Origin of the sequence: Mesorhizobium sp. C395A, from assembly GCF_030323205.1 — a bacterium.
GTDB lineage: Bacteria > Pseudomonadota > Alphaproteobacteria > Rhizobiales > Rhizobiaceae > Mesorhizobium.
Window position 1 is genome coordinate 6,315,503 of sequence record NZ_CP100473.1, and the last position, 22,805, is coordinate 6,338,307.

The window sequence follows — 22,805 nt, forward strand, 5'->3', positions numbered from 1 at the left end:
ACATGCGATCCCCCGCGAGCCTTGGGTGGAGGCGGTGCTACCCAGATCCGAGGTGCTGATGAACGGAGTTGAACTTCTGCAACGATGTCTCGTGACAAAGAATTGCTAGTGGTCGATGCTCGATTTGGATGCCGAATCCCAATCTTCTTGGGCGCCGTCATGCTCTCCGGTTCGCCCAAAGCTGGTCGGTACGGTCACCAGCGGAAAGTGGTCTATCGAATAATTCTCCAGAAGCGAAAATCCTTCAGCAATCATCACCTCGACATTCTGTCGGACCATGGTCACATCGAAGGGCAAATGCGCCGCGAATGGATCCCAGTCGAAGCTTCCGACAACAACCCGTCCAAGCTCACTTGAGGCTAGCGTCGAAGTGAACCGCAATGTTCCTTCAAGAGCGGTCACGCCGTTGACGAACATACCTGAGGGCAGATGCCCAAGCTGAGCGTATCGTGCAGCGAGAGACCGAGCAGCGTTGGTCGGTGCGTATCCGCAGCAGTCAATCGTGCCCGGGCCCGTAACAATCCCATGCGCTGCCAGCGCATCGTGAAAACCCAGCAAACGGCTACGTGTTGCGTCATCATCGCTGACCCCGCCAAAGAAGAAGAGATCTTCGGTGGAGCCCCCTCGTTCTTTCAATTTCTGAACAATGATCTCTGTGAGCGCCTTGGCGCCCCCGTAGTTGTCAGAAACAACTGAGGGAGCCCGGCGGCCTGGCAGATCGATGTTGATGCACCGGACGCCCGCTGCCCGGCACAGATCATTCAGCGGATCGGGGTCACGAACGCCCGCAAGGAAGAGAAATTCCACCTGCTGAGCCAGCAGGGTTTCCGTCACACTCAACTCGTTATCAGGATTGCGATGGGTGCTGACGACGATCGGGCACAAGCGGTGGACGCGGGATTCCGCTTCAAAGGCTTCGGCCAATCCGGCGAAGAAGCGATTGCGGTAATGTGGCAAGATCATTCCAGCGAGCCCGGATCGGGAAAGCCGCAATCCTCGTGCCTTGAGGTTGACAGCATAGCCAAGCCGCTCAGCCCAATCGAGGATGGTCGCTGCGGTTTCCGCCTTGATCCGGTGCTGTTGCCACGAGCCATTGAGGACGAGACTAACCGCTGTCGGGGACAACTTTGCCGCCACCGCGATGTCATAAATCGTTGACTTGCGTCGGACAGACTTTCTCGCCATTCGTGACGCTCCTACTAGCAGATGCAGTAGACGCTAGTGCGGGGTCAAGGCAACATCTCTAAATTGCGTCAAACGGTTTGGAGGAGCGACCCCACGGAAGGACGTGGCCTCTCGTGCCTCCGGTCCGGTCTCCCTGATTGTCTCGATCGTTGCAATGACAGCGCCAGGGAAATCGGCAGATTTGGGATTTTCCGTGAAGCTTCGTTCAGCGTCACTGGAGACACCAACCCCAGTGTTTCGGCTTTGGTCTCCCCGATGATCAATCACCTTGCAAAGGTCGACGAGAAGTTTCGATCAGTTTGGAGCCCACGGTTGGCGATGGTCGGGCGCACGCGTCACGATCGAGTCCTCCGTTTCAATAGCGGGAAGATGAAAGTTTTGGGTTTCTGAGTCTCTATCTGGCCCCAAAAGGGTGCTGCCGGATGCGCCTTCGTCTCCGGGCGTTGTTTGCGTACTTGGCCGAGGTGCCCTTGCTTGGCAAGTTCCTTCCGCGACAAGGGTCTGCTCGACAGCATTTTCGTCGCTATTGCCAATGCGGAGCCCCGGAGGATCAAAACCGGTTAGCAGCATGATGCCGACGGTTCAGAGCAAGCGACTCAGATTCCCGATTTGCTCAGAGTCCCCCGGCCTGTGGCTCTCCGTGCAGCGGGCCTTGAGCGTCTGGCTCGACCTTTTTGAAAGCTCGCCTCCAATCGCTGGACGAGTTTGGCGGCAAGGCTAGTCGTCTCCATCGGTGTTATGATCGATGCCAGGGAGGCCGCCTGGACCATGGCGTGAACTCATTGCCGTATGCTGGCAGTGCAAGGCAATGAACTGACTGCACAACATGTAGGTGCATTCGTGGATCAAATTTCCAGATAGCCAAACAGCGCGCGTGTCTCGATTAGGTGGCAAGGAGTTGCGAAAGCTATGTTCGCAGTTTGAGAATCGTCCGATATGCCCCACAACGATGCCGGCAAGACGAGCCGAGGATGATCTGAGGCAATGTTCAGATCCAAGAAAGACGGTTACCTGTGACCCAGAAAGGAATCACACTAAAGGACGTTGCCGCAGCGGCTAAGGTGTCGCGCGCCACGGCCGCGCGGGCGCTCAACAGCTATGGTTACGTTGGCGACGAGACGGCGCTCCGCGTGGTTGAGGCAGCCGAAAGGCTGGGCTATCGGGCCAACCTCGTCGCGCAGGCGCTGCGCAGCGGACAATTGCCGATCATAGGCTTCGTGCCCGGCGATATCCAGAATCCGTTCTTCGCCCGAATCGCGCACGACATAGAGGTGGAACTGCGCAAGCACCGCCACAATCTTCTGATTGCCAGCAGCGAGGAGAATGTAGAACAGGAGAAAGAACTGCTTGAGAGCCTTCGCTCGCTCAGCATTCGCGGCTTCATCCTTGCCCCAACGTCTGCAACCGACAGCCAGCATATTGTGCAACTGGCCCGCGAAGGCGCACCGATCGTGCTCATCGACCGCGTGGTTAAGGACCTGCAATGCGACAGCGTCGTCGTCGACAACGAGGGCGGGGCACGCGAGGCAGTGGACTATCTGATTGGCAACGGTCACCACCGGATCGGTCTTTTGCGCGACGAGTCACGCATCTTTACGGCACAGGAACGCTTGGCTGGCTACCAAAACTCGCTCCACTCGCATGGGATCGCAATCGATGAAGCGCTCATCGGCGTATCGCGCTCGACCGTCGAGCACGCCATCGAAGCCACGATCCGCCTGTTCAGCCGGCGCAATCGCCCGACCGCACTGTTCACGGTGGACAGCCTCATGACGCAAGGCGCGCTTCTTGGCCTGCGTTCAATGGGGCTCTCGATTCCGCATGATGTGTCGGTGGTTGGCTTCGATGACTTCAACCTCGCCACGTTCACCGATCCGCAGATAACGGTCGTGGCGCAACCCATCTCCGAGATCGGACCGCTCGCCGCCAGATACCTGCTGGAGCGGCTTGCCGGCAAAAAGGTTGCACCGCGCCGTACCCGATTTCAGACCCGCTTGATCGTACGCGGATCGGTTGCCCGGCGCGCTGTGCGCTAAAGAGCAAACCCCTCGATTTCGGAGAATTTCGTCTAAAGGACTTGCCATTGGCGAAATTGCGTGCCCATTATTGCTTGTGAGATCGATCTCACATTGGGAAAACGAGCTAGACGGCCCACCGACGCCTAAGGCGGGCTAGAGGCCTGTAACATGCGAAATACAAGGAAAACGTCATGCTGAACTTCGATAGGGACCGCTTCGTGAAGATCCAAAGCGGGGCCGTCGCCGTCGCAGGTGAGGTTCGCTCACTGATGCGCACACTGCTGGCAGATGGCGTCGAGCGGCTGTTTTTCATGGGCACCGGCGGCGTGCAGCTTCTAACCTTGCCCGCGATCGAGTTGGCGCAGCGCTGCTCCACCTTCCCGGTGAGCGGTGCCTATCCGGCGCAGGTCGTGATCGATCCGCCCGCCGGTCTCGACAGCAAGGCCGTGGTGATCATCCCGTCCTTGTCGGGCACGACCAAGGAAGGCGTCGCGCTCATGGCCTTCCTGAAAAAACGCGGCGTGCGCACGATCTCGCTCACCGGCCATTCGGATACGCCAATCGCACGGGAGGCTGACCACAATTTCACGAACTTCGCCGAAGACGACACCTCGTCGGAATCCTTCTACCTGCAGACGCTGCTGATCGTCCTGGCCCTGCTGGAAGAGCGCGGCGAATATGATGATTTTGATGGCACTGTCGCCGAACTCAAACTGCTGCCGGATCTGCTTGCCGACGCCAAGGCTGCCTTTGAGGACAGGGCGGCCGAACTGGCCCAGACAATCAAGGACGATACCTATCACATCTTCACCGGCGCCGGCTCGGTGTGGCCGGAGGCACACTATTACGGCATGTGCATCCTCGAAGAGATGCAGTGGATTCGCACCCGCCCGGTGCACGCCGCCGACTTCTTCCACGGTACGCTCGAGTTGGTCGAGCCGGGCGTCAGCGTTTTCGTGTTCAAGGGCGAAGATGCCCTTCGGCCCCTGGCCGACCGGGTCGAGAACTTCGCCAAGCGCTACACGGACCGCGTTCGCACGCTGGACGCGGCCTCGGTCAAGTTGCCGGGCACCTCCGCAAAGGTCCGCGGCATGATCTCGCCGGTTCTGCTCGCCACCTTGCTCGAGCGGCTGAGCGCCCATCTCGAGGTGCTGCGCAACCACCCGCTGACCACCCGTCGCTACTACAAACGCGTGGAATATTGATCCCCTCTTACCTCTGAAGGAGCTATCCATGAAACGTTCGCTGCAAGTCGTGGCGGTCACGGTGGCCGCGGTATCATCATTGGGGTTGTCGATAAGCGGCAGTTCCGCCGCTTCGCCGGCTGTCACGGCCGACCCAAACGCCAAGGTGGAATACACCGGCACGCTTTCGGTCCTGACCAAGTTCGGGCTGCAACAGCTGTCGCCCTATTTCGTCAGCCTGGCACAGGCCTATGAGAAGCTCCATCCGGATGTGAAGGTCGAACTTATCCAGGAGAGCGACGACAGCGTGAAGGGCAAGACCAAGACGCTGGTCGCTTCCAACTCGCTGCCCGATATCTATTTCTCCTGGACAGGCAGCTGGGGTGGCAATTTCGTGCGCGGCAATCGCGCCGTTGATCTCACGCCCGTCATTGGTCCCGATACCGAGTGGGGCAAGTCGCTGTCTCCGGCCGCCGTCAAGGCGTTCGAATACAACGGCAAGTTCTATGGCATTCCGCTTTACCAGGATGCCAAGTTCATGGGTTACAACAAGCAGATCTTCGCCAAGCTCGGCCTCAAGGCACCCGCCACTTTCGAGGAATTGCTGACCAGCTGCGACGCCATCCGCAAATCCGGCGTGACACCGATCTCCTTCGGCAACAAGGAGGCCTGGCCGGCAATCCACTTTGCAGGCCAGCTGCTCGCCTACAACGTGCCGCAGGCAGCGCTGGAACGCGACTTCGATCCGGCCACCGCCCAATACACCGACCCAGGCTATATCGCAGCACTCAAGCAGTTCAGCCAGCTTGTCGAGCGCTGCACCGATGGCGCCGGCGTTAACGGCACATCCTATGCCTCGGCTCTCCAGGCCTTCACCAACGCGCAGTCGGCCATGTACTACCAGGAGATCATCGAGTTCGATCAGGCCGCCACGCCGGAGTCGGCGTTAAAGCCCGCCGATTTCGGATTCTTCCGGCTGCCGGTGCCCGCCGGCGCCAAGGGTGACGCCAGGTCGATCGAGGGCGCGCCGGAGGGCTACATGATCAATGCGGCATCGAAGAACATCCCGCTGGCGATCGATTTCATGAAGTTCGTGACCTCGAAGGAAAATGCGCAGGTCTTGTCTGCGCCACCCTATGGCCAGCCGAGCGCCACCATCGGCGGCGCCTCGGAATCGAACATGAGCGCGGCTGTGGTCGATGGCCTCAAGGATATCAACGCCGCCTCATACCTCATGCCCTGGCTGGATACGGCCAACCCACCGCGCGTCGCCGCCGTCTGGCTGTCCAGCCTGCAGGCGCTGGCGGGCGGCTCGATGACGCCCGAGCAAGTGATGGACGAGGTGCGCAAAGCCGCATCCGCGGCCAAATAAAGCAGAGGCGAGCATGGCAAGGGCCTCGGACACAGTGGACAGCGGCGCCGACATCGGCGTCGCCAGGCCGCAACGGCCAAAGAGCCGGCGGGCGCGCTTCGCCAACCTGTTGTCATTGCGATGGGCGGCGATCGCGCTCATTCTCATCGGCTGGTTCGTCTATTATCCGATCGTCGACAATTTCATCGTCAGCACCACCGACCAGGACATCTACACCGGCGAGGTCACCAATGTCGGCCTCGCCAACTACGACCGGCTGCTGCATGACCCGGTCGTGCTGCTGGCGCTGTGGAACAACTGCCTCTACGCTCTCATCTCCGTCATCTTCCAGGTCTTCGGCGCGTTCCTGCTGGCGGCCATTATCGAGGACCTGAAAAGCGAAAGCTGGCGCCGGCTGTGGCGCGCCGTCTATTTCGTGCCGTCGGCAATCTCGATCACGGTGACCGGCCTGCTGTTTTATTTCATCTACCAGCCGCAGATCGGCTTGCTGGATGCCGCGCTCAGCCGTGTTGGACTGAGCCAGCTCGTCATGCCTTGGCTCGGCAATGAGCACACCGCCATCTATGCCATCATCGCCATGAGCCAATGGCAGGGTTTTGGCTATTCGACGCTGCTGTTCGCCATTGCCATCCAGAAGGTCCCGCGCGACCTCTACGATGCCGCAACGATCGACGGCGCGGGTCCGCTTCGCCGCCTGTGGAGCATCACCTTTCCGCTCACCCGGGAAATGACGGGGTTGATGATCATCATCACCATCACGGGCGCGTTCCAGGTGTTCAACGAGGTTATGGTGATGACCGCAGGCGGGCCCAACAACAGCAGCCAGGTGCTGGGCACGTGGCTCTACCAGAAGGCCTTCATCGAGGACAATTTCGGCTATGGCGCGGCGATCGCCGCCGTCATCTTCATGTTGACCATGCTCACAGGAGCGGCACAGCTCTGGTACACCAAGCGCCGCCGGGTGCAGCTATGAGTGCGATGGTCGCAGCCGGTCGCAGCCGGAACGTGAATGTGTGGTCGGTCATCGCCAGGACATTGCTCTATTCGTTCCTGGTCTGCCTTGGTGTCGTCGTCATCTATCCGCTGATCTGGATGGCGCTGAGCGGCTTCAAGGACAATGCGCAGATCTTCGGCGATCCCTTCGCCCTGCCCACCCATTGGTCGTGGAACAATTACATGCAGGCATGGAACCAGGGCGTGCGTGGCTACGTGACAGTCTCGGTGCTGGTGACCGTCGCTTCGGCCATATGCACCGTCCTGATCAGCGCCTGGACGGCCTTCGGCCTGACCCGCACCAAGATGTCGGCAAAGCCGCTGGTTATTGCCATCGTTCTGGGCGGCTTGATGCTGAGCCCCACCGTGGCGATCATTCCACTGGTGAAGATGTTGCAGGCGCTCGGTCTCTACAACACCTACTGGGCGCTGATCATTCTCTACACGGCGTTCCGTGTGCCGTTCACCACCTTCCTCATCCGCGCCTACATGCTGGATCTGCCTGAAGACATCGACGAGGCGGCGACGATGGATGGCGCCAGCGAGGGTCAGATCTTCTGGCGCATCACGTTGCCGCTGTGCCGGCCGATCATCATTTCCTGCGTCATCCTGCACGTCCTGTTCGCCTGGAACGAATATCTCTTCGCCATGATCTTCACGAGCGGCTCGGATGTGCAGACGCTGCCGGTCGGACTGACGTCGATCATGGCAAACCACGGGACCAACTATGCCGTGGTGTTCGCGGCCATGACGATCTCGGCGCTGCCTATCGTGATCGTGTTCTTTGCCGCACAACGCTACTTCATCCGTGGCTTGGCCGAAGGCATCGGCAAATAACAATTCCCGAAAGGAGCCTTCATGCCGCAGCTCGCTGCTCATCAGCTGATCGGAGCCAATTTCAGCTTCCAGCACTTCCCCTTCGATGAGGTCGCCAGGACGATCCGAGGCTTTGGCCTGCTCGAGATCGAGCTGTGGGGGATTGCCCAGCATCTGGACCTGTTCCACGCCACGGACGCACGTGTCGAATCCGTTCGCCGGGTACTCGCCGACAACGAGCTGTCGGCCTGGTGCTTTACGCCTGAGCAGGTGTTGTATCCAATCAACATCGCCTCCGGCGACGCCGCACTGCGCCAGGACAGCATCGAGCGGTTTTGGCGTGCAGCCGACATCTGCGCGGCGCTTGGCGCCCGCTATCTCTTCCTGACGCCCGGCCGGGGCTACGAGAGCGAACCCCGGCAACCGGCATGGGACCGCGCGGTCGGTTCGATCGGCGAGATCGCCCGGCGCGCCGCCGCAAACGGGGTGCGCTGCCTGCTCGAGCCGTTGCAGCGGTTCGAGAGCAACCTCGTCAATAATGCGGCAGGCCTGCGCCAAATGCTGGATGAGGTGGGCGCCGGCAACGTCGATGTCGTGCTCGACACTGTCGCCATGGCCACGGCCGGCGACACCGTGGCCGGCTATGTCGACCTGTTCGGCTCGCGGCTGGCGCATGTTCATCTGGTCGACGGCACGCCAGGCGGGCATCTGGTGTGGGGGGAGGGCACGCTGCCGCTCGACCACTATGTCAGCGAACTCGCGCGCCTCGGCTATGCCGGTAAGTTCACCTTCGAGCCGTTCGGCAACGGCTCCTACGCGCTCGATCCGGTAAAAGCCTGGACACGCTGCCTTGGCGCCATCGCGCCGTATATCGATCGCGCAACGGTGCCGGCATGAGGTCGAAGAAGCTTATCGCGGTCGGGGACAATTGCCTTGATGCCTATTTGACCAACAACTTGATGACGGTGGGCGGCAATGCCTTGAATGTCGCGGCGCAATGGCGGCGCAACGGCTGGTCCGCGCGCTATTTCGGCGCCGTCGGGAACGATCCCGAAGGCGACGTGGTGCTTGCCGAACTGCAAGGTGCCGGCCTATCTCCGGACGACGTCGAACGGCGTCCCGGCGATACGGCCGTCACCTTGCTGCGCGATGAATCCGGCGACCGGAAGTTCCTGCACGAATCCTTCGGTGTGGGCGAAAACTACATGCCGGCGCCCGCGCATTATGCGGTCATCGCCGCGGCCGACTGGGTGCATCTCGGCACCAACGCCAACAAGCACCTTGTTCAACGATTGGTGGCGGACCATGTGCCGTTCAGCATTGATCTATCGACCGCCCATATGGCGCTGCCGCTCGACGGTGTCCCGCTTGTGTTTGCGTCCGGACCGGACGATGTCGATGTTCCCATCGAGCCATCGCTGGGCGCGCTCAGGGCGGCCGGCGCAAGGCAGGTAGTTTTGACCTGTGGTCGACGCGGCTCCTACTTCGACGATGGCACGAATGTCGTGCATGCGCCGGCGACGCTTGTCGATGTCGTGGATACGTGTGGCGCCGGCGACAGTTTCATTGCCACTTTCCTCGCCGGCTTCCATTTCGGCGGCCTCGGCGCCCTGGAGGCATTGCACAGGGCGTCGATCGCGGCGGCGCAGACCTGCACCCATCTTGGCGGGTTTCCCCAGAGACCGCGTCCGATACCCGATTGGCTGCCAGCCAAATATGCCAGCTTCATTGTCGATGCGCAGGGAGCCCAAGCGTGAGTACAATTCGTTTGCGGCAGCCTGCGGTCGCGCTTGCATCTGACCGGTCGTTTTGGCTGCAGGACATTGCCGCCGCCCCTGCGACCGAGCCATTGCGAGGCGACGAGCGCGCCGACGTGGTGATCGTCGGTGGCGGCTATACCGGTCTGTGGACGGCGCTGCGGATCCTTGAACTGGCGCCGCAAACGCGGGTGGTCATCCTTGAAGCCGATCTGTGCGGATCGGGGGCCTCGGGGCGCAACGGCGGTCAGGTCCATTCATGGTTCGCCGAAATCGACCAGATCAGTGCGGTCGTCGGTCTCGAGGAAGCGCGCCTGTTGTGCGCCGACACGGTGGCATCGATCGCGGAGCTGAAGGCGCTGCAGCAAAACGGCACCATAGACATGGACTTGAGGCTGGATGGATGGCTGTGGACCGCAAGCTCCATTGCGCAGGAAGGCGCCTGGGAGACCGCCGTGGCCTTGACGGCAGCTGTTGGAGAAAACCGTTTCAGGCCGCTGACGGCCGAGGACATTCAACGCCGCACCGGTTCATCGGCCTCCTATGTCGGCGTCGTCGAGACCACTGCCGGCACGGTCCATCCCGCCAAACTTGCCATCGGATTGCGCAAGCTGGCACTGACACGCGGCGTCATCATCCACGAGCGCAGCCCGGTCCTCGCCATCGAACCGGGCATGACATGCACGGTGCGCACGGCGCATGGCGCGGTACGGGCTGACAAAATCGTGCTTGCCGCCAACGGCTGGCTTTCGGCGCTGCCGGAACTGCGACGGCATCTTTATGTCGTCGGCAGCGAGGTGATTGCCACTGCCGCCGTCCCCGAACTGCTCGACAGCATCGGCTGGCGCGACGGTGCCTCGATATGCGATTCCCAGGCCCACGTGCTCTACTACCAGCGCACCATCGGGGGCAGGGTGGTCTTCGGTCGTGGCAGCGGCAACGTCGCCTTCAGTGGAAATTTGGGCGCCAGCTTCAACCGCAGCCCGGAGCACGGCCGCGACAATATGCGAGAGCTGCATCGGGTCTACCCCTCGCTGCGCGGTGTGGCGATCGAATATGACTGGTCGGGGCCGATCGACTGCGTGCCTGAACACGTTCCTGTCTTCGACCACCTGCGCGATCATCCCAATATCTTCTACGGCATGGGATTTAACGGCACCGGCATCGCGCAGACGCCGATAGCCGGACGCATTCTGGCGAGCCTGGTGCTCGAGCGAAAGGATCGCTGGAGCGAAAGCGGTCTGGTCGGCATCGAGCGGCGCATGTCGCTGCCGCCCGAGCCGTTGCGATATCTCGGCGCCAGACTTGCCCGCGCCGCGGTGCGCCGCAAGAACGAGGCCGAGATCCGCAACCGCAAGGCGGGCAGGATCACCAATCTTTTGGCGGCACTGAAGCCAGGCAGGCGCAAGAAGTAGCCGGGCATCTGGCTCATCGTCACGCTCTTCAAACCATGAGCCGGCACGTGCCGTCCCGATGACGGTGGACGCGGCATTGCGATCAGGGTGCTTGCTGGGTTGATCGACGTACATTCTTAAAGCGGAGTGCGTCGACCTTGTTCTAACGTATTCATGTTGGCCGTATCGCCATCACACCTATGCTTGGCGCACTTGCGGCTTTCCATTCGAGGGCGGGCCAACGGATCCGCGTGCAATGATGGCGGTCGGCAAAACGAGCTTTTCCGCCGGGCGGGAATCTCCCTTCAATCGCCGGATGAGCAATTCCGCGACGCTCTTGCCAAGCGCGTAGACGGGCTGGTCGATAACGGTGATGGGCGGCGTGGTGACGCTCGTCCAGTCCGCATCATGGAAAGTGATGAGCGAAATGTCTTCGGGAACCCGCAGGCCGCGCTCGCGGGTCACCTTGAAGATCTCCAGCGCAATGACGCTGTCGGAGGCGAGGATCGCCGTCGGCCGATCCGGCGCCGACAGCATCTCGCCGGCAACCCTGCGCGTTTCGGTGGGGCTTGTCGCGCCAAGGCGAACAAAGCGTTCTGGCCGATCAAGTCCGGCCTCTCGGCACACGGTGAGGAAACCGTCGATGCGCTCACGGACCGACGAGGTGTAGATCTGCCCGAGATCGCGGTACTCGTGCCCTTCGGCGTCGACCGCGGTCACATAGGCGATGTTGCGGTGGCCGGCATCGGCTAGAAAGCGGGTCGCCAGCATGGCGATGCCGCGATCGTCGGTCGTGACCGTATCGACATCCAGATCTGCCAGCGCCCTATCCAGCAGGGCAAGCGGTCGGCCCGAGCGGTGGATATCGCGCAGGTGCGCGATGTCGCGCGATTCCGACGGCGTGACGATCAGCCCGTCGACGCGCTTGCCGATGAGCAGTTTCACGGCCGCCTTTTCCGCCTCGATCTTCTCGCCGGAATTGGCCAGGATGACGTTGAACCCGGCTGCCTTTGCCGCGTCGCTGATGCCGCGTACCGCGAGGCTGAAGAACGGGTTCTCGATGTCGCCGACAACCACGCCGATGATGCCGGAGCGGCCGGTCGTCATGCTGCGGGCGAGCTCGTTCGCACGATAGTCCAAGGCCTTGGCCGCGGCCATGACTTCCGCGCGGATCATGTCGCTGACGACGCCGTATCCGCCGAGCACGCGCGCGGCTGTCGCTTTCGAAACATTGGCCGCACGGGCGACGTCGCTGACCGTTATCGACGGGGTCTTGGGGGCGGTTCTTTTCATCGGATGACGACTACAAGAGTTGTTGACGGGAGGTCAACGTGGCGATAACGATTAACAAAGAGACCGGTCTCATGCAATATGAGACCGGTCTCTTTAGAAGGAGTGGAGCCGAGAGGCGTGACGGACCGTGATTTCGGCAAGGGCATGTCGGGGCGCCAGATGGCGGCTCGACGGAAATACCAAGAAGAACAGACCTTCAGAGTGGAGAAAGACATGAGCAGCAAAGAAATTCTCAAGTCGTTGATGTGCCCGGTCAGAACCGGCGCAATGGCTCTTATGGCGATGTGCCTCGGCGCCGGGCTGGTTTCAGGAGCGGCCGCCGCGGATGACAATCCCTATGGCCTTATTGATGCGAAGGTCATTAGCGTCGGAACCATGGGCGATGCCAAACCCTACGCTTTCACCCAGGCCGATGGGTCGTTCACCGGCTTCGACATCGAATTGTTCCGCAACGTCGCGAGCCACCTTGGCTTCAAGCCCGACCAGGTGATCTTCACCGGCCAGGAATTCTCGGCGCTGATGCCTTCGGTTGCAAACGAGCGCTTCGATGTCGCGGTCGCGGCAATCGGCACGACGGAAGCACGCAAGAAGACCGTCGACTTTTCCGACGGGTATATCGCAGGCTATCTCTCCGTGCTTACCGCCGACAAGGCGATCACGGCGGCGGACGGGCTCAAGGGCAAACGTCTCGGCGTCGTACAGGGCACGCTCCAGGAAATCTACGCGGCGAAGAATTTTGTCGGAACCGATCTCGTCAAATTCCCCGACAACAACTCCGCCGTTTCGGCGCTTAACAACGGAACCGTGGATGCCCACTTCCTCGATTACGAGGCCGCCAAGGACTATGGCCTTCGCTACCCGAACCTGAAGATCGCGGTCAATATTCCTTCCTTTGACGCGCCGGCCGGCTTTGTCCTGCGCAAGGGCAACGACAAGCTCCGCAATGCGCTGAACACCGCCCTTCACGCGGCCATGCAGGACGGCACCTGGAAGACGCTTTATGAAAAGTGGTTCCCCGGCTCGCCGATGCCCGACCAGTATCTTCCCAAGAAGTAGACCGTACCCGGCCGCTGGCTTTCATGCCGGCGGCCGGATTACGCCTCCGTCCTTGATGCGGACGATGTAAATAGCGCAACCAAAAGGGGGGCGAATGAACTGGCTCGAAAACCTGCGGCGCAGTTTCCTCGACTGGCACGCAATGGCGGACGTGCTGCCCAGCATGATCACCATCGGATTGAAGAACACCTTGATCCTCGCCGCCGCGTCGACAGTACTGGGTGTCATCCTCGGCATGATCCTGGCGGTCATGGGCATCTCGCAATCGCGCTGGCTGCGCATTCCGGCGCGGGTCTACACGGATATATTCCGTGGGCTGCCGGCGATCGTCACCATCCTGCTGATAGGCCAGGGCTTTGCCCGCATCGGCCGTGAAATCTTCGGCCCTTCGCCCTTTCCGCTCGGCATTCTTGCGCTGAGCCTGATCGCCGGCGCCTATATCGGCGAAATATTCCGCTCGGGCATCCAGAGCGTCGAGCGCGGGCAGATGGAGGCCTGCAGGGCGCTCAGCATGAGCTACGGCCAAGGGATGCGCCTGATCGTGATACCGCAAGGCATCCGCCGCGTCTTGCCGGCCCTCGTCAACCAGTTCATCGGCAACGTCAAGGATTCAAGCCTTGTCTACTTCCTCGGTCTGCTCGCCTCGGAGCGCGAGATCTTCCGTGTCGGTCAGGACCAGGCAGTGGTCACCGGAAACCTCTCGCCATTGCTTCTGGCCGGCGTGTTCTATCTCATCATCACCGTGCCGTTGACCCATGTGGTCAACTATATCGACAACTCGCTGCGGGTCGGAAAGCAAAAGGCCGGCCTCGTCGTCAGCGGCCTGGCCGAAGTGAGCGAACTGGAGGGCGCCACCGGCAGTGCACCTTCGGAGGCCGGCTCTGATGCCCGCTCAGCGCTGCCCCGCTTCAAGGGCGGCAGTCTCGCCATCACCGATCTCGACATGGCCTATGGCGACCTCGATGTTCTCAAAGGCGTCAGCCTGGCGGTCAAGCCTGGCACGGTCACATGCGTGATCGGCCCATCAGGTTCGGGCAAGTCGACCCTGCTGCGCTGCCTCAACCGCCTGGTCGAGCCCAAGGGCGGTGAGGTGTTGCTCGATGGTGCGAGCATCCTGGCGATGAAGCCTGAAAAACTGCGCCGGCGTGTCGGCATGGTTTTCCAGCAGTTCAATCTGTTTCCCGACCACACCGCGCTCGAAAACGTCATGCTGTCGCTGACCAAGGTAAAGGGGCTCCCTGTACAGGAAGCTGAGCGCATCGCCGAGGCGCGCCTTGCCGACGTCGGGCTTGCGACCCGCAAACACCATCGTCCAGGGAGCCTTTCCGGTGGCCAGCAGCAGCGTGTGGCAATCGCTCGTGCATTGGCGATGGACCCGGAGGTCATCTTGTTCGATGAGGTAACGAGCGCACTCGATCCAGAACTGGTGAAGGGTGTGCTCAACCTCATGGCGGATCTCGGCCAGCGCGGCATGACAATGGTCGTGGTGACGCATGAAATGGGCTTCGCCCGCAAGGTCGCCGATCAGGTCGTCTTCATGGATGAAGGCCGCATCATCGAGGCCGGCACGCCTGCCGCGATTTTCGACACGCCGAAAAGCCCGCGTCTGAAGCACTTCCTTGCCGAAGTGCTTTGATCACGCATGAGCCCTTCAAGACGGCCGCCCAAACCAACCTCCACCAGTGAAAGATATCTCATGGCTGCATCACATCAGGTTTCCAAGGTCGTTGTTGTCGGCGGCGGCATTTTTGGCGTCTCCTCGGCTGTTCATCTTGCAAGGCTCGGCATCGAGACCGTGCTGGTCAATGATGGACCGCTCGCCAAGGGAGCTTCCGGCCGCTCGCTCGCCTGGATCAATTCGGCGCGCAGGCGCTCGGCTGAATATCATCGCCTGCGCATGATCGGTATCGACCGCTACCGCAGTTTGTCGGCGCGATGCCCGGATGCCGCCTGGCTGCGTTTCGACGGTGGCCTGACGTGGGATGCGGACGATGCCTCAAACGAGATCGCCGATGTCTTCGCTCACGAAAAACGTCTCGGCTATGATGCGCAGCATCTGTCCGCGGACGCCATAAGGTTGGTCACGCCGGGTGTCTGCGCAAGCGCTGTCACGCCTCAAGGCGCGATCTTCAACGCGGGTGAGGGCTGGGTCGACCTGCCGTCGCTGATCGAAATATTGATCGCGGAATTCGTGGAGCGGGGCGGCCAGGTGGTCACCGAGGCCGGAAGCGCTACCGTCACCGTCGCCAACGGCCGCGCCACCGGCGTCACCACCACCAGCGGGATCAGCTTCGCCGCCAACGCGGTGCTTCTGGCGACCGGTGCGGATGTGCCGCGAATGGTTGCCGTGGCCGGTCAGCGTATTGCCGATGGGACACCAATCGCGCTGCTGGTCAGGACCAAGCCAGTCGACTTGCCTCTACGCGCCGTGCTCAACACGCCGCGCGTCGCCATCCGGCCGACGCCTGATGGCGCCCTGGCGCTCGATTCTGCCTGGTCGGAAAAAGAGGTGGTAGTCAATCCGGACGGGACTTATCGCGTAAAAGCATCGACCATCCAGGGGCTTCTCGACGAAGCGTCGAATGTTCTCGACGGTCATCCGAAATTGGAATTGGAGAGCTACGGTGTCGGGCCCAAGCCGATCCCCGGAGACGGCGAGCCGGTCTTCGGCCAGTTGCGGGAGATCGAGGGGTATTACGTCGCCTTCAGCCACAGCGGCGCAACACTTGGCTTGATTGCCGGCGAACTGCTTGCAACCGAGATCGCCACCGGAACAGAGCACCCACTCCTTGCAAGCTTTCGACCGTCTCGATTTTCACTTTAGCCTGCCAATTCGCCTCGGAATGGGATGTAATGTGGCATGCTTGGAGTTTCGCTAGCCGAGACGGCGGCCGCCTGGCCGCTTACGCGCACCTGACAAGCGAATATGTTCCGGAACATTTTCTCCACGTTGAAGTTGGACAGCGCCAGGACCGTCGTTCGTCCAAGCTCAACCAGCGCTGAGAAATTCCATGACCAACCAACACCCCAAGACTAAACAGCCCACGGACAAGGATCTGCGAGACAACCCGGGAATCGGCACCTCGAAGGGCGCGGTCAAGGGCGGCGATATGCTCGACGAGAACGATGCTCTCGATGGGGACAATACGTTCGAAGGCGATGTCCAGAACGATGTGACGCCTCAGGGCGGCATCAACCCTGACCAGACCGGACGCACGAACAAGTAGGAGGCACCTTGCCATGGCCGGCCGGAAGACCCACGAGCAGCAGCTGCGCATCATCGAAAAGCGCGAGAACACCAGCAATGCCGGCGACGATTTCAATGCCGAGGATGAGCTGAAGAGAACCAAGCAGGAGCGCGAGGCGCGGCAAGGCGGCGCCAATCTGCGCGACGAGGGCGTGGAGTTGACCGACAAGGACGATCGCCAGATGATCCGCGGCGAAAACCAGGAGAGCGAGCACCACAAGCGCAGGCAGGACGACTAAGCCTGTCGTCTTTAAGGCTATCGAGGAGCCATGCCAGACTACCGGCACGCCAGGCACCGCATGGTCGAGGCGCACATCGCCCGCCGCGGTGTGCGCGACGAACGAGTCCTTTCGCCACTGAGGCGGAATCCCGCGCGAGAAATCGTCGACGAGGGGTGCGAGGAGTTCGCCTATGGGGACGGTCCGGGCGGCGTTGCGCTCTGGCTATAGGGACCTGCGAAGACGCGACCTGAACATCGGCCAGCTCTGCCGCGAGAGCTTTTGGCGATCAGACAGCCTCGGCCACTACATGCACTCCTCGGCCTCGCAGCAGTTCGATGCCTTCGTCTGTTCGATCGCACCTCGCCTGTTCAGCCGCTGACTGCCGAACAGCGCCTCATCGGGTGGTACTGAGACCTTTGCCTTCGGCACCTGAATGCGGCCTTGCCTTCGGGCACGGAACATCTCACCGACTTTCTGGTTAGGCAGGCCGGATGAAGGGAGCTTTGCGCATGGCCACTAATTTGGAAGACGGCAAGACCGCTCAATCTTCCGACGACTTGCATGGCGGCAATCGCGGCGGCGACAAGGACCAGCGTAAGACTGACAAGACCGCGAACAAGAGCAGCCAGGCGGCGGGATCCGCATCGCGGTAGGACCGAGACATGCCGACCGCCGCGGACATCCTCATCGAGACGCTGATCGACTGGAACGTCGATATCATCTTTGGCCTGCCGGGCGACGGCATCAACGGCATCATGGAGGCGCTGCGCAGGCGGCAGGACCGTATCCGCTTCATTCAGGTGCGGCACGAGGAATCCGCGGCGTTCATGGCGTGCGCCTACTCAAAATGGACAGGCAAGCTCGGTGTCTGCCTCGCAACTTCCGGCCCTGGCGGCACACACCTCCTGACGGGACTCTACGATGCCAAGCTCGACCAAGCGCCGGTGCTCGCCATTACCGGCATGCAGTTCCACGACCTCATCGAGACCTTCACCCAGCAGGATGTCGACTTGACGCGCGTCTTCAGCGATGTCGCCGTCTTCAACGCGCAGGTCTCCGACGCGGCGCATATGGAAAGCCTGGCCGGTCTCGCCTGCAGGTCGGCGCTGGCACGTCGCGGCGTTGCGCATCTGTCGATCGCTAGCGATGTGCAGGAGCACACGCTCGACCAGGCCAAGCGCTCGAAGCGCAACAAACCGTCGCATACGCCGGATCGTTGGTTCGAAGGAAGCAGGCTTCCCGACGAAGAACAACTTGCGAAAGCCGCCGAGATCCTGAACGGCGCGACGAAGGTCGCGATCCTCGCCGGTCGGGGCGCGCTTGGTGCCAGGCACGAGTTGGAAGAGACGGCGGAGCTGCTTGGTGCCCCCGTCGCAAAGGCCTTGCTCGGTAAGGCTGCCTTGCCCGACGATCACCCGCTGACGACTGGCGGCATCGGAATTCTCGGCACGCTGCCGTCGCAGGAAATCATGGAGGAATGTGACGCGCTGCTCGTCGTCGGCTCGACCTTTCCCTACATCGAATACTACCCGAAGCCGGGACAGGCGCGCGGGGTGCAGATCGAGCGCGACCCGCAGCGCATCGGCCTGCGCTATCCCGTTGAGGCCGGCCTTGCCGGCGATGCCGCCGTGACGCTGCGATTGCTGAACAAGCGCCTGAAGCGCAAGGATGATCGCAGCTTCCTCGAGAAGGCGCAGGCGGGCATGCGACGCTGGCGCGAGATGATGGCGCAGTCGGAGCAAAAGGCCGCCACTTCGCTCAAGCCCCAGGTGGTCACACGCGCATTTGGGAAACGATTGCCCGATGAGGCGATCCTGGTTGCCGATTCCGGCCAGAACACCGAGATGGCGGCCCGCCATATCGAGCTGCGTGACGGGCAGGCCTTCGGCGTCTCGGGCGCGCTGGCCTCGATGGCATGCGGACTGCCCTATGCGATCGCCGCGGGCCTGGCCTTTCCCGGCCGGCCGGTCTTCGCGGTCGTCGGCGACGGCGGTCTCGCGATGCAACTCGGCGAGTTCTCGACGGCAGTTCGGTACCGGGTCCCACTCAAGGTGCTCGTGCTCAAGAACGGCATGCTCAATCAGATCGCCTGGGAGCAGATGATGTTCCTCGGTAACCCGCAATTCGCCTGCGAACTCCAGCCCATCGACTTCGCCATGGCCGCCGAAGCCATGGGCGGCATCGGCTACAGCGTCTCTCGCGCCGAGGAGGTGGAAGGTGTTCTCGACGCTGCCCTGGCTGCTGAGGGTCCGGTGGTCATCGAGGCCGTGGTCGACCCGTACGAACCGATGATGCCACCGAAGATGCCACCGGATTATGCGAGAAATTTCCGCAAGGCGCTACCGGATACCCCCGGACGCGCGGAAATCGAGGCGAATGTGGCGCAAGAGCCGCTTAGGTCGATGATTACCGCCGGCGAGAAAGACTGACCACACGCAAGAAGGAGCACGAGTTGAACAAGACCGACAGCGGCACCGCAAATCGCGGTTCGCCGGACCTCATGGGCGGCGACCAAGCGTGCAAGGCCGAGGAATGGGGCGGTGGCTCGAAAGCCGCCAAGGGACCGATCACGGAACCGGATCGACACAACCGCAACTCCAACCAAAAAAGGACCTGACATGCAGGATGCCCAGCAGAAATATCCTCAGCCGCCGCTTCCCGAACAGCAGCAGGACATGCCCGGCTATACCGACGAGATGGATCCACGGCCCGACCACGGGGAGGAGAGCTATCGCGGCAGCGGTAAGCTGACGGACCGCGTCGCGCTGATCACCGGCGCGGACTCGGGCATCGGCCGGGCGGTGGCTATCGCATTTGCACGCGAAGGCGCCGACGTCATCATCTCCTATCTTGAAGAGGACGAAGATGCGCAGGAGACGGCGCGCTTGGTCGAGGAAGCGGGGCGCAAGGCGGTGCTCGCACGCGGCGACATCTCGGACGAAATCTTCGCGCGGTCGCTTGTGCAGCGAGCTATCGATGAATGCGGGCGCCTGGACATCCTCGTCAACAATGCAGCCCACCAGGCGTCGTTCGAGAAGCTGGAGGACATCAGCGCGGAGGAATGGGATCTCACCTTTCGCACCAATGTCTATGCGATGTTCTATCTGTCCCAGGAAGCAGTGAAGCACATGGAACCCGGCTCGACCATCATCAACACATCCTCAATCAACGCGACCAGTCCCTCGCCGGCACTGCTTGCCTACGCCACTACCAAAGGAGCGATCGCCAACTTCACCGCCGGACTTGCAGGACTGGTAGCTGAACGCGGCATTCGGGTAAACGCGGTCGCTCCCGGGCCGATTTGGACGCCGCTGATCCCGTCGACAATGCCCTCTGAGAAGGTCAAGGAGTTCGGGAAGAACACACCGCTCAAGCGTCCCGGGCAACCGGCAGAGCTTGCAGCGACCTATGTGCTGCTTGCCTCGGAAGGATCGAGCTACACCACCGGCGCACTCTACGAGGTCACCGGTGGACGGCCGATGCTTTGAGCGAGCGTACCTGCCAGCTCCACGGCGCCCACTCCCGGTAGCACACCGACATGTGGCGAGGCTCATGCGCGATCAGGATCGCGGACAACCGCCACGTCCGCAAACTGGTCGAGGCGGATGCCGAAGCCTCCCACCAGACCCTGAACCGGAGGTTGGTAGACGGGAAGCTGACTTCACTCCGGGTTCAACCGGAGCGTCAGCTTTCGGGGAGGGGCAAACGCTGGGTGAATGTCCCCGATAGGCGCATTGCAGCCATGCCGCCGTCGCGTTGTGAGACTGATTTGGCGACCAGCAAAACAGCAGCCTCTACGACTCGTCCCTCTCATCGCGCAAATTAGACACAACGCGGCGGTTCTGCGATCTGCAGGCGGAGTCGGGGCAGTCGCGGACCAGCCTGTCCTTGCCGTAGCCCTTGGCCCACATGCGGTTCCGGTCTATGCCGCCGGCGGCGAGGTAGTCCATCACCGCATCGGCGCGCTGCTGTGACAGCGCCGTTTCGCTTGCGCCGGGATCGTCGGCGAAACCCTGCAGCTTGAGCAGCCAGCGCGGATGCTTTGTCAACCAGGCGATCTGGGTGTCGAGGGTGGCCTTGGCGACAGAATCGAGCGCGGCCGAACCTTTCGTGAAGTAGGTGCGGCGGCCGACATTGAGGATAAAATCCTCCTCGCTGCCCGGCTGCACGTTCTGGAAGCCGGCAATCTCGGCGTTGGTGACGTCGGGCGTCGACGGGGCCAGCGTGTTGCTGGTCGAGCAGGATGTGGCCACAACCAGCAGGCCGGCGGCGAGCAGCCGGCGCGTGTTTTCAATCATGCGGTTCATGATGCGCCAATCATTCGACAGTGGTGGAAGCGGGCGCCTGGTCGGCGATGTGCGGCAGGACCTCCACCGCGGTGCCGATCGGGCACCGCTGGTAGAGGTCGATGATGTCTTCGGGGAACATGCGGATGCAGCCGCTGGAAGCGTCGGTGCCGATGCTCCATGGCTCCAGCGTGCCATGCAGGCGGTAGCCGATGTCGGCGCCGTCGCGGTACAGATAGAGCGCGCGCGGCCCGAGCGGATTGTTGGACGCGCCGCCTGCGATCATGGGCGGTAAGTCCGGTTTGCGCTCACGCATTTCGGGGGGCGGGACCCATTGCGGCCACAGCGCGCGGCGATCGATCGTCGCGCGGCCGTACCATTTGAAGCCTTCCTTGCCGACGCCGACGCCGTAGCGGATGGCAGTCTTGTTTTCCATGATGAGGTAGAGGAAGTGGTGGCGGGTATCGACCACGACGGTGCCGACCGGCTCGCTGCTGAAATACTTGACGATCTGGCGATGCCATCTCTTGTCGATCTTGGCGAAGTTGGTCTTGCGATAGACGAAATCGTTATCGCTGGCGGTACCGGCGAAAAAGGATTTTGCCCCCGCGGCTTGAACAATATTGCTGGTTCCACCGACCGCGACCAGCGCCAGACCGCCGAGCACGACACCCCTGCGTGATAAAACCATCGGCAATCCCCCATGCCTTAAGCCTGGCGAACCATAGTTGAGAATGATTTCGGCTCAAAGTGGAAAATGCTGCAGTGGGTGGGCCGCAAGCGGTCTGTCCGCTTGACGGCAAAATAGCGGCTGCCCGCCGGCTCACGCCGGCGGGCTTTTTTGTGCGGACGGGAACATCCTCGCTCCAAGGGTGTTTTGTCACACCCGGCTCGTTCTTCATCGGTCGTGCCGGTGACCAAGATGTCCCCTCATTCATCATGGTCGGCCCGCGCAGCCTTGACCGCACGCGCGGGCCATCCCATCACAAGGCCCGCTGGCTCACGCTGGCGGGTTTTTCCGCGTCCAGGCGCCGAAACTCATCTTGGCATGCCTGTTACAACGAACCAGGCGGATTCCGCGCTCGGTCTCCGCACGCGGCGAGGAGGACTTGCGACATGCCTCGCTGCGGGATTTTCGCGATGAGTCTACCTAGCTCCTGCTGAACGCCATGGCTGACCACCGGGCGCGTTTGGACGACCTTCCAGTCGAAAAGCGCGCGGCAATCGCACCTTAGGCGAAGAGGCTTTGCTTTGTTGATGCAGTTGTCATCGCATCAATCGTGGGTAGCAATGCGGTTGTTGCGTGTTGTTGGAGAGATGGGGTTTCCCGAAAAGAATGAATATGCGCAGACAAAAGAAGCGAGCAGGATGCCGTGAGTACATCTGCCAAATATCTATTACCTCATATGTGCTCGCTCCTCGGAAGGCGATCCCGCCACCCTCTCGACAGTGAAGATGGCGGGATCTCAACCGGCGACAAGGGACTTCGATCAACGGTCGGTTTCCAATTCCGCGTCCGGCTGCGTGTTCCGCCGTTCGGGCTTCTTCCAACCGCAATCAGACGCAAGTCCTATCCCATAAGACTGATGGCCAAATTGGGAACATCCGCTGAAGCATTGCGTTCGGCAGCGTGAAACCCCAAGGCAAAGGATGACTAATCATGTCGAATTGCGAGACTGCAAAATCACATTCGTTAGGAAATCGCGTGGCTGATCTCACAGCCAAGATGCGTGAAGCGCAGATTGACGCGGGTGAAATGATGGCCTTCCACAAGGTTGCAACTATGTTGGAGGACAGCCAAGGACGTATCAATGGCGACGACTTGATCGCCGCATCCTTCGTTCTGCTGGAGGACCGGGCGCCCGAGTGACCCTGCGTTGGTCGGCTTCGATCGTTCCTTGATCAGCACTGCGCAGCCGTTTTTTTGTCACGGCCGGCGTTTCGCGGGACTGCGGGAATAGCGCAAGGCTGGAGGGTGCTGTT

23 protein-coding genes are annotated in these 22,805 nt (G+C 61.6%); 19 read left to right on the forward strand and 4 right to left on the reverse strand.

Annotation, left to right across the window (positions count from 1 at the left end):
• Positions 1–105 precede the first annotated feature (105 nt).
• Positions 106–1,185 (reverse strand): LacI family DNA-binding transcriptional regulator, encoded by a 1,080-nt coding sequence (locus NLY37_RS30450; protein WP_023667744.1) that lies wholly within the window; start codon positions 1,183–1,185, stop codon positions 106–108.
• Between the two features lie 1,013 nt (positions 1,186–2,198).
• On the opposite strand from NLY37_RS30450, the gene NLY37_RS30455 reads away from it, so the two are divergent.
• From NLY37_RS30455 to NLY37_RS30490, 8 genes are all read left to right on the forward strand, one after another.
• Complete coding sequence (locus NLY37_RS30455; RefSeq protein ID WP_023740514.1) at positions 2,199–3,221, forward strand: LacI family DNA-binding transcriptional regulator; 1,023 nt, start codon at positions 2,199–2,201, stop codon at positions 3,219–3,221.
• Between the two features lie 173 nt (positions 3,222–3,394).
• Positions 3,395–4,408, forward strand: a complete 1,014-nt coding sequence (locus NLY37_RS30460) for an SIS domain-containing protein (protein ID WP_023740515.1) — start codon at positions 3,395–3,397, stop codon at positions 4,406–4,408.
• A gap of 28 nt (positions 4,409–4,436) precedes the next feature.
• Positions 4,437–5,759, forward strand: a complete 1,323-nt coding sequence (locus NLY37_RS30465; protein ID WP_023740516.1) for an ABC transporter substrate-binding protein — start codon at positions 4,437–4,439, stop codon at positions 5,757–5,759.
• Between the two features lie 13 nt (positions 5,760–5,772).
• Positions 5,773–6,732: a carbohydrate ABC transporter permease gene (locus NLY37_RS30470; protein WP_023740517.1), complete on the forward strand. Its 960-nt coding sequence runs from the start codon at positions 5,773–5,775 to the stop codon at positions 6,730–6,732.
• Complete coding sequence (locus NLY37_RS30475) at positions 6,729–7,589, forward strand: carbohydrate ABC transporter permease (protein ID WP_023740518.1); 861 nt, start codon at positions 6,729–6,731, stop codon at positions 7,587–7,589. The genes NLY37_RS30470 and NLY37_RS30475 overlap by 4 nt, the downstream gene beginning before the upstream one ends.
• A 21-nt stretch (positions 7,590–7,610) precedes the next feature.
• Entirely contained in the window at positions 7,611–8,465 is an 855-nt protein-coding gene (locus tag NLY37_RS30480; RefSeq protein WP_023740519.1) for a sugar phosphate isomerase/epimerase family protein, read from the forward strand.
• Positions 8,462–9,325, forward strand: coding sequence for a PfkB family carbohydrate kinase (locus NLY37_RS30485; protein WP_023740520.1), 864 nt, complete (start codon positions 8,462–8,464; stop codon positions 9,323–9,325). The genes NLY37_RS30480 and NLY37_RS30485 overlap by 4 nt, the downstream gene beginning before the upstream one ends.
• Entirely contained in the window at positions 9,322–10,740 is a 1,419-nt protein-coding gene (locus NLY37_RS30490; RefSeq protein WP_023740521.1) for an NAD(P)/FAD-dependent oxidoreductase, read from the forward strand. The genes NLY37_RS30485 and NLY37_RS30490 overlap by 4 nt, the downstream gene beginning before the upstream one ends.
• Positions 10,741–10,917: 177 nt before the next feature.
• Here NLY37_RS30490 and NLY37_RS30495 read toward each other — a convergent pair whose 3' ends face one another.
• On the reverse strand, positions 10,918–12,012 hold the full coding sequence (locus tag NLY37_RS30495; RefSeq protein WP_023732311.1) for a LacI family DNA-binding transcriptional regulator: 1,095 nt from the start codon (positions 12,010–12,012) through the stop codon (positions 10,918–10,920).
• A 213-nt stretch (positions 12,013–12,225) separates the two neighbouring features.
• Between NLY37_RS30495 and NLY37_RS30500 the strand changes: the two genes are divergently transcribed.
• The 10 genes from NLY37_RS30500 (at position 12,226) to NLY37_RS30545 (ending at position 20,024) form a co-directional block, all read left to right on the forward strand.
• On the forward strand, positions 12,226–13,068 hold the full coding sequence (locus tag NLY37_RS30500) for an ABC transporter substrate-binding protein (protein WP_023740522.1): 843 nt from the start codon (positions 12,226–12,228) through the stop codon (positions 13,066–13,068).
• A 94-nt stretch (positions 13,069–13,162) separates the two neighbouring features.
• Positions 13,163–14,704 (forward strand): amino acid ABC transporter permease/ATP-binding protein, encoded by a 1,542-nt coding sequence (locus NLY37_RS30505; protein ID WP_023732309.1) that lies wholly within the window; start codon positions 13,163–13,165, stop codon positions 14,702–14,704.
• Positions 14,705–14,764: 60 nt separating this feature from the next.
• The gene (locus NLY37_RS30510) at positions 14,765–15,892 is read left to right on the forward strand and encodes an NAD(P)/FAD-dependent oxidoreductase (protein ID WP_023740523.1); all 1,128 of its coding nucleotides are present in this window, start codon (positions 14,765–14,767) and stop codon (positions 15,890–15,892) included.
• A gap of 187 nt (positions 15,893–16,079) precedes the next feature.
• Positions 16,080–16,295, forward strand: coding sequence for a hypothetical protein (locus NLY37_RS30515; protein ID WP_023732308.1), 216 nt, complete (start codon positions 16,080–16,082; stop codon positions 16,293–16,295).
• A gap of 13 nt (positions 16,296–16,308) precedes the next feature.
• The gene (locus tag NLY37_RS30520) at positions 16,309–16,554 is read left to right on the forward strand and encodes a hypothetical protein (RefSeq protein ID WP_023699894.1); all 246 of its coding nucleotides are present in this window, start codon (positions 16,309–16,311) and stop codon (positions 16,552–16,554) included.
• 172 nt (positions 16,555–16,726) lie between these two features.
• Positions 16,727–16,915 carry a hypothetical protein gene (locus NLY37_RS30525; RefSeq protein WP_023740524.1) on the forward strand — a complete coding sequence of 63 codons (189 nt, stop codon included), beginning with the start codon at positions 16,727–16,729 and terminating at the stop codon, positions 16,913–16,915.
• Between the two features lie 130 nt (positions 16,916–17,045).
• Complete coding sequence (locus NLY37_RS30530) at positions 17,046–17,189, forward strand: hypothetical protein (RefSeq protein ID WP_023738314.1); 144 nt, start codon at positions 17,046–17,048, stop codon at positions 17,187–17,189.
• 9 nt (positions 17,190–17,198) lie between these two features.
• A complete protein-coding gene (locus tag NLY37_RS30535; RefSeq protein ID WP_023740525.1) occupies positions 17,199–18,965 on the forward strand; it encodes a thiamine pyrophosphate-dependent enzyme in 1,767 nt (588 codons plus the stop codon).
• A 23-nt stretch (positions 18,966–18,988) separates the two neighbouring features.
• The gene (locus NLY37_RS30540) at positions 18,989–19,153 is read left to right on the forward strand and encodes a hypothetical protein (protein ID WP_023710084.1); all 165 of its coding nucleotides are present in this window, start codon (positions 18,989–18,991) and stop codon (positions 19,151–19,153) included.
• A 1-nt stretch (position 19,154) separates the two neighbouring features.
• Positions 19,155–20,024 carry an SDR family oxidoreductase gene (locus tag NLY37_RS30545; RefSeq protein WP_023707232.1) on the forward strand — a complete coding sequence of 290 codons (870 nt, stop codon included), beginning with the start codon at positions 19,155–19,157 and terminating at the stop codon, positions 20,022–20,024.
• Positions 20,025–20,330: 306 nt separating this feature from the next.
• Here NLY37_RS30545 and NLY37_RS30550 read toward each other — a convergent pair whose 3' ends face one another.
• Positions 20,331–20,843, reverse strand: coding sequence for an OmpA family protein (locus NLY37_RS30550; protein WP_023667764.1), 513 nt, complete (start codon positions 20,841–20,843; stop codon positions 20,331–20,333).
• 10 nt (positions 20,844–20,853) lie between these two features.
• On the reverse strand, positions 20,854–21,513 hold the full coding sequence (locus tag NLY37_RS30555) for a L,D-transpeptidase (RefSeq protein WP_023682764.1): 660 nt from the start codon (positions 21,511–21,513) through the stop codon (positions 20,854–20,856).
• Between the two features lie 1,014 nt (positions 21,514–22,527).
• On the opposite strand from NLY37_RS30555, the gene NLY37_RS30560 reads away from it, so the two are divergent.
• The gene (locus tag NLY37_RS30560) at positions 22,528–22,692 is read left to right on the forward strand and encodes a hypothetical protein (RefSeq protein WP_023667766.1); all 165 of its coding nucleotides are present in this window, start codon (positions 22,528–22,530) and stop codon (positions 22,690–22,692) included.
• Positions 22,693–22,805 lie beyond the last annotated feature (113 nt).

Coding starts and splice junctions, on each gene's coding strand:
- NLY37_RS30450 (WP_023667744.1), bottom strand. CDS start 1,185: ATGGCGAGAAAGTCTGTCCGACGCAAGTCAACGATTTATGACATCGCG.
- NLY37_RS30460 (WP_023740515.1), top strand. CDS start 3,395: ATGCTGAACTTCGATAGGGACCGCTTCGTGAAGATCCAAAGCGGGGCC.
- NLY37_RS30465 (WP_023740516.1), top strand. CDS start 4,437: ATGAAACGTTCGCTGCAAGTCGTGGCGGTCACGGTGGCCGCGGTATCA.
- NLY37_RS30470 (WP_023740517.1), top strand. CDS start 5,773: ATGGCAAGGGCCTCGGACACAGTGGACAGCGGCGCCGACATCGGCGTC.
- NLY37_RS30475 (WP_023740518.1), top strand. CDS start 6,729: ATGAGTGCGATGGTCGCAGCCGGTCGCAGCCGGAACGTGAATGTGTGG.
- NLY37_RS30480 (WP_023740519.1), top strand. CDS start 7,611: ATGCCGCAGCTCGCTGCTCATCAGCTGATCGGAGCCAATTTCAGCTTC.
- NLY37_RS30485 (WP_023740520.1), top strand. CDS start 8,462: ATGAGGTCGAAGAAGCTTATCGCGGTCGGGGACAATTGCCTTGATGCC.
- NLY37_RS30495 (WP_023732311.1), bottom strand. CDS start 12,012: ATGAAAAGAACCGCCCCCAAGACCCCGTCGATAACGGTCAGCGACGTC.
- NLY37_RS30500 (WP_023740522.1), top strand. CDS start 12,226: ATGAGCAGCAAAGAAATTCTCAAGTCGTTGATGTGCCCGGTCAGAACC.
- NLY37_RS30505 (WP_023732309.1), top strand. CDS start 13,163: ATGAACTGGCTCGAAAACCTGCGGCGCAGTTTCCTCGACTGGCACGCA.
- NLY37_RS30510 (WP_023740523.1), top strand. CDS start 14,765: ATGGCTGCATCACATCAGGTTTCCAAGGTCGTTGTTGTCGGCGGCGGC.
- NLY37_RS30515 (WP_023732308.1), top strand. CDS start 16,080: ATGACCAACCAACACCCCAAGACTAAACAGCCCACGGACAAGGATCTG.
- NLY37_RS30520 (WP_023699894.1), top strand. CDS start 16,309: ATGGCCGGCCGGAAGACCCACGAGCAGCAGCTGCGCATCATCGAAAAG.
- NLY37_RS30525 (WP_023740524.1), top strand. CDS start 16,727: ATGGGGACGGTCCGGGCGGCGTTGCGCTCTGGCTATAGGGACCTGCGA.
- NLY37_RS30530 (WP_023738314.1), top strand. CDS start 17,046: ATGGCCACTAATTTGGAAGACGGCAAGACCGCTCAATCTTCCGACGAC.
- NLY37_RS30535 (WP_023740525.1), top strand. CDS start 17,199: ATGCCGACCGCCGCGGACATCCTCATCGAGACGCTGATCGACTGGAAC.
- NLY37_RS30545 (WP_023707232.1), top strand. CDS start 19,155: ATGCAGGATGCCCAGCAGAAATATCCTCAGCCGCCGCTTCCCGAACAG.
- NLY37_RS30550 (WP_023667764.1), bottom strand. CDS start 20,843: ATGAACCGCATGATTGAAAACACGCGCCGGCTGCTCGCCGCCGGCCTG.
- NLY37_RS30555 (WP_023682764.1), bottom strand. CDS start 21,513: ATGGTTTTATCACGCAGGGGTGTCGTGCTCGGCGGTCTGGCGCTGGTC.